The following is an 11,458-nucleotide window of genomic DNA, read 5'->3' on the forward strand; positions in this document are numbered from 1 at the left end:
GATTACAATCGGATAAGGAGGCAGACGATGAAACTCCAGTACCGTTCATGGCCTGTCATTGGGATCGCGGTGGGAATGCTGATAATGGTTCTGGCCTGTGGTGGTGGTGCAGCGGCACCAACACTCGTTGCCACATCGCCCGCCCAGGGAGAGCAATCAGCACCTGCATCACAGGTAACTGACGTTGCGGCTGTGGTGCAACCGCAGGTCTTTAACATCGGTGATGTTATCGATATTGATGGCCTGAATCTGATTGTTCTCGGCTGGCAGGTTGTAGAGGGAAATAGCTTTGTCCAGCCTGAGCCTGGACAGCGGTTCATTGCGGTCGAGATGGTAGTCGTTAATCAGGGTGATTCGCCAAAATCGGTTTCCGGCTTATGGCAGTTGTCGCTCAAGGATGCTGAGTTTCGCAAGTATACTCCCGATTTCAGTGCGACGGTTGCAATCGGTGATCGTCAGCTCGGTGGCGTGCTGGTTCCTGGTGAGCGTTTACGAGGGTGGACGGGATTTTCTATCCCGGAGGATGCGCGTGGGCTGACACTAACCTTCGATGTCAACCTGTTCAGCGGTGGTACGGTTTCGGTTGCCCTTGGTGATGATCCGGTCAGGCAAGAGCCGCTGGCAACCATTCCTGGCGAGCGCCCAATCACTGTTTTCAATGTCGGTGAATCGGTTCAGGTCGGTGATCTGGTCATAACGGTCAATGAGGTTACATCGCCGCCCGGTGAAGACTTCAATCAGCCAGACGATGGCTACCGGTTTGTGTTGGTTGACGTAACGATTGAGAATCGTGGTGCGCGTTCCCGCTTCCTTTCTTCAATGCAAACCTGGATCAAAGATGCGCAAGGGTATCGCTATACCGGGGATATTACGGCAACTTCGCTGGCGACGGGTGGCAGGATTGATGGCGAACTCCCTGCTGGTCAGATGGTGCGTGGTCAGATCGGTTTTGAAGTGCCGGCTGATGCATCTGAGCTACGCTTCGTTTTCGATCCTGATGTGATCGGTGGTACACCGGTATCAATCCGCTTACCGTAGCTGATGTGCCGATAGCAGGTGAAGAGGCATCCACCCTCTTCGCCTGCAAAGGAGCGTGTGTATGTCGCGGTTGGAACGACTGGTTACGATAGACTCGCTCATCCGTTCCAGAACCTACCCGTCGGTAGCTGATTTTTGTGCTCGCTTTGAGTTGAGTGAGCGGGCTATTTTCGCCGACCTGGCGTATCTGCGCGAACGGGTTGGAGCACCGCTGACCTACAGTCGCCGCAATGGTGGTTATTACTATCGCGATCCGACGTGGATCATGCCGGTGTTGCAGGTCGGTGAGGGTGAATTACTGGCGTTTTTGATCAGTACCGAATTGAGTCGGCGGTATCTCGGAACCCCATTTGCCGCGCCACTCCGTCGTTTTTTACAGCGAATGGAGGACTATATTACAGAGCCGATAATGGTTCATCCTGATACATTACTGGCTCATCTCACGTTCCAGCCCGGCGCACAGACCACAGTCGATCCCGAACTGCTGCAGGTCTTGCACGAATGTATTCGCGAGTGCTATCCGGTTGAAATCACCTATTTCACTGCCAGCCGGCAGGAACTGACCCACCGGCTGATAGCGCCGTACCATCTCTTGCTGGCGCGTGGCGATCTGTACGTGATTGCCTTCGATCATCTCCGGAGTGAACTGCGGCAGTTTGCACTCTGCCGGATCAGGCAATGGCAGGTTCGTCGGCACGAACGGTTTGTTCGCGATCCAAACGTTGACATTGCAGCGTATCTCCGCAATGGTTTTGTAGTTGAAGGCGGTACACAGCCACTCCTGATCGAGATTGCATTTGACCGTGAGCAGGCGCCGTATATTCGAGAGCGGCAGTGGCACGCGACCCAGCAGCTTGAAGAGCAACCTGATGGTGGGGTGATCCTGCGCTTTCAGAGTGGCGCCCTCGGCGAGATCAAACGCTGGGTGTTGGGCTATGGCTCGCACGCACGGGTGCTATCCCCACCCGAACTGGTGGACATGGTTGCTGATGAGTTGCGAAAAGCCGCAGCGCTGTACACGTAACTGCAACTATAGTGCAGTTTGGGATGATAGACTTTGTCTTGATGATGCAGATGTTGAATAACGAGGGTAAGCATGAATCAGATACGCTATACCGGCCATCCGTTTGTCGATGTCGGTTTTGCTACGATGACGGCGTTTGTCGGGAAGCAGCGTGTTGCCGATCTCGATGCCGCTGATTTTCAACGTATTGCCGATTACATCGAGGCAAATTATGTGCGGCAACCGTTACGGAGCTTTCTAACGGTGGCATTTACCAGTAACGCATGGTTTGCCCAATCGGCGTTCAACCCAGACCGTCCCGGGTTATCGTCCGACAAACAGGCTGAAGCGCGTCAAAAACGTGATTACTGGGCTAACCGTCATCTGCGACAGTGGGCAGAGACGGCCAGAGCGCTTGAAACCTGCCTCTTTACCGGTTTGCCGGCGGCGGCATTTGAGTTGTCGGGCAAACTGCAACCCGGACGGATCGGGCGGGCACAGATGCCGTTGTTGCAAGGTGATGACTCAATCAATTTCTTCATCAACGGTGCCCCCGGTCTGCCGATGGCGCCGGAGGCGATTCTGGCTTTGCAGACGATGCCGTTGGGCTGTGCCAAGGTGGGTGGTGGTCTGCTCGCTGTGCATTGTGATGATGAGCACTTGACGATTGCGTTTGCCAATCGGTTTTTGCAGCGTAACCTGAGCGATGTGGCGAAAGCGCAGGCTGCCGGTGAAGAGAAACTTCCCGGTTCACCGCGTAGTTTGCGGACATTGCTGATTGAAACGCTGGCTGATATTATGCGCCAGCAGCTCGAAGGGGCACGACGGACGACGATCACAGCCTACTATTTCAGCAATGGTCAATCACCATTTCTGGAGCTGTATCATCTACCGCTCCAGATTACCGGTTTTCTGCTTGCGGTGTACACGCCAACCTATCGCAACCTCTGGAATGAGCTGGTTGCCCGGAGCTGGCAGCGCGTGGCGCCGACCGGGAAGCGTGGGAAGGCAGCCGAACCAGTTGAACCGCGGGTGAACTATCTGTACGAGGACTTGTTCACGCTCCCGGCGCAGGCAGTGCGCTTTGTGCGTACCTATTTTCTCCGTCTCTCTGATGTGAATCGATCTGAAGGTGATCCCCGTCGCGACTATTCACTCCGTCGAGAAATTGACCTTGTTTCGTGGCCGCTGGTTGAACTCTTTGTGCAGGAGGTAATGCTTATGACCGATGATCGAGTAGCGATTTTGAAGGAATTGGGCGATAAACTCGCCGACTACACCCGCAAGCAGGGCGGTAAGCGCTTTTTCCGTCAGTTCTTCACTGTGCAGCGGAGTGACCATTTTTTGAGCCTGCTCAACAAGACGAATATCGATTACACGCGCTATACGCAAGGGCGCGAAACGCTCTTCACTCTTGATAGTTTTCTCACCGTCTTTATGGATGGTGAGGAGGTGTTGCGCAGCGATTGGCGTTTGATGCGTGATCTGGTGTTGATCCGTATGGTTGAACAGTTGCGAGACTGGATTGCCGGCAATCCTGATGCTGTGCCAGATGATGCGGAAGTTGTTGTTAGCGAATCATCAATGGAGAAAGGAGAGGAACAACCATGACCTTCGTAACCGGTTTATTCTTGATCGATGCACCGGCATCGGCGCTCAACAATCTCGGCTCGATTCCAGGCGAGCGCGAAGAGAACACTGTCGGTGTCAAAGTCATTACTACCAAAGCCGGCAATTTTCCCTATGTGTCGGCGCAGGCGTTTCGTTACTGGTTACGCACAACGCTCGAACAGCGGGTGCCCGAGTGGCGTTCATCGCCGATCTTCCGCGAAGAGAAGATTGCCTACACCGACGCCAACCCGATTCGTTATTGGGACGATGATCTGTTCGGGTATATGCGGGCACCGGGCAAAGGTGAGACCGCGAAGAAGAGTCGAGAGCAGATGCGTTTGCTGGAAGAATCTACCCCGGTGACAGATACCGTTACCCGTGTTTCACCATTCCGGGTGAGTACACTGGTCTCAATTGCACCGGTCAATCCAACCATTGATTTTGGCGTGATGTCGCGCCACGAAGGAAATCCAGTGCCTCATGAGCATCAATTCTATCGGACTACGCTGAAGGGACTCTTCTCACTCGACCTGTGGGCGTGTGGTACCTTTTCGTACCGCAATCGTACCGGTTTTCGCAACCTCGACGATGAGCGGGTGCGTCTGGTTGAGGGTATGGCCGGAGTCGAGCATCTCGAAAGCGAGAAGTCGTACCGCTTACCGAAGCAACAGCGCATGGCCCGCGTGAAAGCGCTCTTTGCCGGGATGGCGCAGTTGGAGGGTGGTGCGAAACAAGCTCTGCACTATACTGATGTCAGTCCGGCGCTGGTGATCTTTGCTGTTACTAAGGGCGGCAACCATATCTTCCACCATACAGTTGGTGCACAGCGTAATGGTTTGCCAGAGATTAAGATTGACGCTTTACAGGAAGCCCTGCGTGTCTTCGCCGATGGCATTCGTTCGCCGATCTATGTGGGGTGGGTGAAGGGGTATCTCGATGAGGCGCGGGACGCTTTTGAGCAATTTGTTGCTCAGCATAATGAGCAAGCTGCGTCCCAGGGTTTGCCACGTATTATGCTGAGCCATCCGCGTGAGGCTTTTGCCACCTTCATTCAGGACTGTGATACACATCCTGAGTGGCTGGATTAGGGGGAATTATGCAGGCGCTCAAGATTGTGCTCGAAGCCCTGACAACGTCCTTTCGCTATCCTCACTTTATGTTGGGAGTACAGCCGAGCTTTCCATTGCCACCGCCGGCAACCATTTATGGGCACATCTGTAGCGCATTGGGCGACTGGGTCGATCCAGCAGGACTGGCGTTTGCCTACCATTTCACTGCTGCCGGTGAAAGGCACGACCTTGAGCATATTCATGTGCTCTCGGCGTCATCGGGAAAATTGCCCGGCGGCGAAGCCAAGGTGCTTGAAGGGAACATCAATCCCTTCAAGCGCCAGCTCCTGCTCTTCCCACGGTTGACTCTCTACCTCAACCGACCGGAGTGGATCGATGCCTTTCGTTTTCCGCGCTACCCGGTGGTTCTGGGTCGCTCACAAGACCTGGCAGCCTATACCCATATTGAGGTTGTCGATCTCCAGCAGGCCGATCAGGTCTATTTTGAGCATACCCTGTTGCCCTTCGCGATGGCTACCCAGGCTCCGGCGGGTGTTGTCACGCTGATGCCGCGCTGGATTAACTATCGTCAACGTCGGCAGCCCAGCTTTGCCCGTTATCTGGTCTTGACCGAACGGATTACAACCAGGCAGATGCTGCGTTTTGGTCAGCAATCGGCAACATACTGGAGTGACCCAACAGCACCGGTTGTTGATAGATTGCCACTCGGTTTGTGGTTTCATACCTTTGTGGGAGCAGACGATGAAGCCTTCACCATGGCCTGACTGGCTGGATGATCTGTTGGCCAAGAGTCAACAGTACGGTGGAGAAACGTTAGCCGATCACACGTGGGATGTCCTCTGCCGATTGGCCGATCTCTATCGGTTACGACCACACCTTGCAGATCTGGCAGGTGAGGTACGCCTGTGGCATTGCCTGTACTGGGCCACATTTCTTCACGATTTTGGGAAGGCGGCGGCAGGTTTTCAGCGACGGTTGCGTGGTGGCCCAGCATGGTCGCATCGTCACGAAGTGCTCTCGCTGGCCTTTGTCGATGCAATTGCGCACGGCCTGAGTGATGTAGAACAGCGCTGGGTCGTAGCGGCGATTGTGTCGCACCACCGTGATGCGCCGGAAATTCATGAACTGTATCCTCCCGGGTTGCGCAGGGATCCGTTAAGCGGTCTTTGCGCTGAACTGCAACCGGCCACTACTGATCTTCTACATCGCTGGCTTGGCGAGTGTGCGAATCCCTGGCGTACTGCGCTTGGGATGGCAGATGTGGTTGCGGAAATCAACCCGCAATCACATCCGATTGATGCCAGACGCATCCGTCACTGGCTGTCGGTCTATCACCAGTGGGTCAATACCTTGACTGCTGCGGGCACAGCAACCACTGCCCGCATTCCCGGTATTCTGTTGCGTGGCATGATTACCACTGCCGATCACATGGCGTCAGCGCATCTCCAGCAGCTACCGGAACCGATACGCCACTCGTGGCAAGCGGTCATTCCTGCCGGACGGGAAACATATTCTCATCAGGTCGCAAGTGCCGGTGCGAGTGCGCAGCATGTGTTGTTGATGGCGCCAACCGGTAGTGGCAAGACCGAAGCCGCACTGGCCTGGGCATTGGCTGATGGCAGTAACCCGCCGGCCCGTATCTTCTACACACTTCCTTACCAGGCCAGTATGAACGCGATGTTCGACCGGTTACGCCACCTCTTTGGGGATGATGTCGTTGGTCTTCAACATGGTCGAGCTGCGCAGGCACTCTACGCCCGTTTCCGGGATGGCGAGGAATGGGCAGCAACTACGGTACGAAAGGTACAGTGGGAGAAGAATCTCAACCTCCTGCACGCCCGCCCCCTCAAAGTACTCAGCCCCTACCAACTGCTCAAAGCGCTCTTTCAACTGCGCGGCTTCGAGGCTATGCTGACCGACTATGTGCAGGCGGGTTTTATCTTCGATGAGATTCACGCCTATGAACCAGAACGGCTGGCCCTTATCACCGGCTTGATGCGCTATTTACGCCAGCATATTGCGGCCCGCTTCTTCGTCATGTCGGCTACCTTCCCAACGCTCATCATCGAACAGCTTAGCGATGTGCTGGATACCCCAGCCATCATTCAGGCGACACCAGACATCTTTGCCCGCTTCCGTCGTCATCAATTGCACCTGCGTGATGGCGAGCTGACCGATCCTGCAATTATCACCGAGATTGCCGCCGCAGTACGTGATGGAAAACAGGTTCTGGTCTGCGTCAATACGGTCGCACGGGCGCAGATGGTGCGTGATCTGCTGATGCAGGCTGGTTTGAGCGACGAGCAACTCATCCTGATCCACAGTCGTTTCACCTATGGTGACCGCAATCGGCTAGAGCAGACAATTGTTGAGCGTTGTCGCAGCAACAGCGCCCGGCGGCCACCGTTAGCGTTAGTGTCCACTCAGGTGGTCGAAGTCAGCCTCGACATCGATTTGGACACTCTCTACAGTGATCCGGCACCGCTGGAAGCCCTCTTACAACGCTTCGGGCGGGTCAATCGACGGGCAGCGAAAGGAATCTGTCCCGTCTACATCTTCCGTCAGCCCAACGACGGCCAGGGTGTTTATGGGCGCCATCGTGATCCCGAACAGGCTGGTCACATCGTGCGGGTCACGCTGGCCGAACTCGAACGTCATCATGGTGACATTGTCGATGAGGCCGCAGTACAGACCTGGCTGGATACCATCTATGCCGACCCGTTACTGCGCCAGCAATGGCTGACAGCGTATCAGAACATGAGTCGGCAAGTCGAACAGATCATCAACGGTCTCTGCCCGTTCCAAAGCGATGCCCAGCGTGAAGACGAGTTCGAGCAGATGTTTGACGGTGTAGACATGGTGCCGGCCTGCTTCGAGCGCGACTACGTCAACCTGTTGGTCGAAGAGCACTTCATCGAGGCGAATGACTTTCTGGTCAGCATCAGCAAACAGCGGTTTGCCATCTTACGCAGTCAGGGCAAAGTGCGACCTGCGGAAGAGACCGGTCGGCGGCGGGTCTGGGTTGTGCAAACGCCTTACGACTCGCGCAATGGCCTCTCATTTGGCGATACAGCTATCGATCCAGATTGGAGTTAAGCATGACACTTACCGTACATCACCTCATCTTCACATCGACAGCGGAAACTCCGGTTGTGCTGGCGGCGCAAAGTGGGCCGGCGGTACGCGGTGCCGTTTCCAATGCGCTGTGGACACGCTTTTGTGCCAACAAAGACGCACCAACGTGTGCCGATTGCCCCCTCTACAGTCGTTGCCCAGTTGCCGCGTTGGTCGCCCCGATGCGGAGTGAAGATGAGAAAGGCAGTGATCAGCGGCCCCGTCCGTATGTCGTTCGTCCGCCGCTCGCCGATGATCAGCACGCCCGGCAGGGTGGGAGCATGCATTTTCAGCCTGGCGATACCATCCGGTTTGGCCTGGGATTATTTGGGCATGCCGAAAACCTTTTCCCTTTCATCGTGATGGCGGTGCGGGAACTGGAACGTGATGGCATTGGGGTCAAACTCGACGAATTGCGCCGACGGCGTGGCCGAATTACCCTCCGTTCTATTGAGGCGTACCATCCTCTGAGTGGAGCCAGACAAACGCTCTACCCATTACCCGGCGGAACCGTGTATTTTCCCGGTCTGCCGATTGACGCAGCAGCAGTACGTGACTACGCGGCGCGGTTGCCGACTGAAGAAATCACCCTCTTCTTCCATACCCCCATGCGGCTCATCGATCAAGACCGTCTGGTCAAGACCATCGCCTTACGGCCACTTATCCAGCGCCTGATGCGTCGGCTCGATGATCTGTCGCGTGCTTACGGCGATGGTCCACTCGCCATCGATTTTCGCGGGTTACTGGCCCTGGCCGAACAGGTGACCGTCACCGCTGACAAGACGCGCTGGATCGACGTAATCAGCGTCTCGTCACGCCAGCAACGGCGCACTCCGGTTGGTGGCCTAATCGGCGGTGCAACCTTTCGCGGGCCATTGGCGGAATTGCGTGAACTCATCGTATGGGGTAGCCTGATCCATGTCGGACGTAATGCAGTCAAGGGTGATGGCTGGTACACTCTCCAGGGCATGCCGGTTTGGCCGTAGCCCCAACGGTGGCAACGGCGACAATCCGGCCTGACCTGCGTTTGTTGCTTCTGCACCTTAACAATTGAAACAACGTTTCGGTGGGGTCATCATCTACATGTTGGGGTGGTGGCGCTTGCCACCACCCTGCGCCAGGAAACATTCCGGTGGGGTCATTGTCTACGTATTGCACGATGGTACAAAAATATTCGTATCGTTTTTCCTTGCATCATGCACAAACATGTGTATATTGAAAAAGAGCACCTGAACCTTAACAAGCGAGCACAGTTGCCCTTTCTGGGACGACACCAGCACTCTATTCTGAAAGGGAGGCTATATCATGGAACTCATCGTCGATGAACGAGGTAGCTTCATTGGCAAGCATCAGGGCCGTTTACGGGTCACAAAGGACAACGAACGGAAAAACGAAGTGCCGATCATGCACCTGCGCCAGGTGATTATCGCCGGTGGGGGCATTGCCATCAGCAGTGATGCAATCCGGGCGTGTAGTGAAGAGGGCATACCGATTCACTTCATTAGCAGCAACGGCACACCGCAAGCCAGCCTGTACAGTGCCGGCCTCACCGGAACCGTTCTGACCCGGCGGGCACAACTGCGCGCCTATGACGGCCCGGCTGGTGTCGCCCTTGCCCGTGCATTCACATTAGGCAAACTCGGCAATCAAGCGAATCTTCTCCGCTATGTCGCGAAGAATCGTAAAGGAACCGCACCAGAGATATATGAACTGCTCATGGCAACTGCGGCAGAAGTGGTTGATTATCAGATTGCGGTTGAGCGGTTGCAGGGAGAGACCGTCGATGACATTCGCGAGGCATTAATGGGCATCGAAGGGCGTTATGCCGCTCGCTACTGGCAGGCGATTGGGGCCTTGATACCGCCGGTGTTGAACTGGCCAGGACGGGAAACAAGAGGTGCGAGCGATCCGTTCAATCAAGTTCTCAATTACGGATATGGTGTGCTCTATGGTCAGGTTGAACATGCGATAGTACTGGCCGGCCTTGATCCCTATGCCGGCCTGCTGCATGCGGATCGTCCGGGAAAGCCCAGTCTGGTTCTCGACCTGATCGAAGAATTCCGGCAAGCAGTTGTTGATCGGACCCTCCTCGGCCAGATCAACCGAGGCTGGCAGATCGGGCGTGAGGAAGATGGGCGACTTGACCAACCAACCCGTGAACGCATTGCCACCAAGGTCTTAGAGCGGCTTGAAACAACAGAGCCGTATGAGGGCAAACGTCAGCCGCTACGTCATATTCTTCAATGTCAAGCGCGACACATTGCAACGTATGTGCGGGGTGAGCGTGAATCCTACACCCCATTCGTCATGGGATGGTGAGGAGGGCGGTAATGCAATGTCTTGTCATCTACGACATCCCCAATGATCGGGCAAGACAGCGAGTCGCTGATGCCTGCCTCGACTACGGCCTGCAACGGATTCAATACAGTGCTTTCGCCGGGAATCTCAGCCGGACACATCAACGGGCACTGTTCGGCGAAATAACCCGGCGGGTCAAAGGTCATACTGCAAACGTCCAACTCTTCGTCTTCGATAGCAAAACCTGGAGTGATCGGCGCATACTGGAGCAGCAATATGACGATACCTGATCTTGACACGATTGAAGTCAGCGATATCAAACAGTGGCGTTACTGTCCACGCGTTGTATGGTACACCTACTGCCTGCCGGCCATTCGTCCAAAGACAGATCTCATGCGCCAGGGAGCTGCGAGTCACTGTGCCGAGGAAGACCGGGAAAAACGACGTTCGCTTCGCACATATAGCCTGAAAAACGGTGAGCGTTTCTTCCATGTCTATCTACGCTCAGAGCGACTTGGCGTCAGAGGAATCCTGGACCTAGCAATTGCAGTACCCAACCGGTCAGACCCGGCGGCAAAGGTAGTCGTTGTTGACTACAAAGATAGTGAACAAGATGCTGGGCCACACTTCAAACTTCAGGTAGGTGCCTACGCACTCCTTATAGAAGAGGTGTGGGGACTACCGGTGGAAACCGGATGGATATACCACATTCCGTTACGGAAAGCGGAAAAAGTCCCAATCAGCCCTCAATTACGTAAAAACGTGATCGAAACGATCACAGCAGTGCAAAAAGCCATTCGGACTGAAGCGATACCACCGCCGCCATCGAGCCGGGCACTTTGCGTCAACTGTGAGTTTCGCCGTTTTTGCAACGACGTCGTATAGACTGACCCGAAAAATGGTCATATACGCGATTGACTCGCAACTGAGTACTGAAAGCTGTCATTAGCAGCGAATCGGTACTCAGTTGATCTACGTGCAAGAGGCAGATAGTTCATCAGAAACAGATTGATGCATCTCGCAACTCGGACAAGATTCTGAACGAATCTGGAGTTGCGAAGACACTCTCGAGCAAGCCCTTGCATGACCGGCCGTAACAGATATAATGAACGTATAGGAAGGCTTCAGAGATGCTTACAACGACCAATGAGAGTGATCACAGCATATGGGAGGAAATATAAAGGTTGGCTTTCAACAATTTCGGCTCACGGTAGAGCACTGAAACTCCACAGCGTTAGGCAGCACTGCAGCAGATATCATAACTTTCAACAATTACGGCTCACGGTAGAGCACTGAAACTAGTGACAAATTCAGAGGGAAGACT

At 54.9% G+C, this 11,458-nt stretch carries 10 protein-coding genes; all 10 read left to right on the forward strand.

Annotation, left to right across the window (positions count from 1 at the left end; genetic code table 11):
* Nucleotides 1–27 precede the first annotated feature (27 nt).
* The 10 genes from VAE55_RS14365 to cas4 all read left to right on the forward strand — a co-directional run bounded on the left by VAE55_RS14365 (nt 28) and on the right by cas4 (nt 11,019).
* The gene (locus tag VAE55_RS14365; RefSeq protein WP_322816434.1) at nt 28–1,038 is read left to right on the forward strand and encodes a DUF4352 domain-containing protein; all 1,011 of its coding nucleotides are present in this window, start codon (nt 28–30) and stop codon (nt 1,036–1,038) included.
* 61 nt (nt 1,039–1,099) lie between these two features.
* Nucleotides 1,100–2,062 carry a WYL domain-containing protein gene (locus VAE55_RS14370; RefSeq protein ID WP_322816435.1) on the forward strand — a complete coding sequence of 321 codons (963 nt, stop codon included), beginning with the start codon at nt 1,100–1,102 and terminating at the stop codon, nt 2,060–2,062.
* A 72-nt stretch (nt 2,063–2,134) separates the two neighbouring features.
* Nucleotides 2,135–3,652 (forward strand): type I-B CRISPR-associated protein Cas8b1/Cst1, encoded by a 1,518-nt coding sequence (locus VAE55_RS14375; protein ID WP_322816436.1) that lies wholly within the window; start codon nt 2,135–2,137, stop codon nt 3,650–3,652.
* Nucleotides 3,649–4,740: a type I-B CRISPR-associated protein Cas7/Cst2/DevR gene (cas7i, locus tag VAE55_RS14380; RefSeq protein ID WP_322816437.1), complete on the forward strand. Its 1,092-nt coding sequence runs from the start codon at nt 3,649–3,651 to the stop codon at nt 4,738–4,740. The genes VAE55_RS14375 and cas7i overlap by 4 nt, the downstream gene beginning before the upstream one ends.
* 8 nt (nt 4,741–4,748) lie before the next feature.
* Nucleotides 4,749–5,486 carry a type I-B CRISPR-associated protein Cas5b gene (cas5b, locus tag VAE55_RS14385; protein WP_322816438.1) on the forward strand — a complete coding sequence of 246 codons (738 nt, stop codon included), beginning with the start codon at nt 4,749–4,751 and terminating at the stop codon, nt 5,484–5,486.
* Nucleotides 5,464–7,818, forward strand: coding sequence for a CRISPR-associated helicase Cas3' (cas3, locus tag VAE55_RS14390; RefSeq protein WP_322816439.1), 2,355 nt, complete (start codon nt 5,464–5,466; stop codon nt 7,816–7,818). The genes cas5b and cas3 overlap by 23 nt, the downstream gene beginning before the upstream one ends.
* Before the next feature lie 2 nt (nt 7,819–7,820).
* On the forward strand, nt 7,821–8,822 hold the full coding sequence (gene cas6 / locus VAE55_RS14395) for a CRISPR system precrRNA processing endoribonuclease RAMP protein Cas6 (protein WP_322816440.1): 1,002 nt from the start codon (nt 7,821–7,823) through the stop codon (nt 8,820–8,822).
* Between the two features lie 319 nt (nt 8,823–9,141).
* Entirely contained in the window at nt 9,142–10,155 is a 1,014-nt protein-coding gene (cas1, locus tag VAE55_RS14400; RefSeq protein ID WP_322816441.1) for a CRISPR-associated endonuclease Cas1, read from the forward strand.
* Nucleotides 10,156–10,166: 11 nt separating this feature from the next.
* Nucleotides 10,167–10,424 (forward strand): CRISPR-associated endonuclease Cas2, encoded by a 258-nt coding sequence (gene cas2 / locus VAE55_RS14405; RefSeq protein ID WP_322816442.1) that lies wholly within the window; start codon nt 10,167–10,169, stop codon nt 10,422–10,424.
* The gene (cas4, locus tag VAE55_RS14410) at nt 10,411–11,019 is read left to right on the forward strand and encodes a CRISPR-associated protein Cas4 (protein WP_322816443.1); all 609 of its coding nucleotides are present in this window, start codon (nt 10,411–10,413) and stop codon (nt 11,017–11,019) included. Before cas2 ends, cas4 begins: the two co-directional genes overlap by 14 nt.
* Nucleotides 11,020–11,458 lie beyond the last annotated feature (439 nt).

The organism is Chloroflexus sp., assembly GCF_034432675.1.
Taxonomy (GTDB): domain Bacteria; phylum Chloroflexota; class Chloroflexia; order Chloroflexales; family Chloroflexaceae; genus Chloroflexus.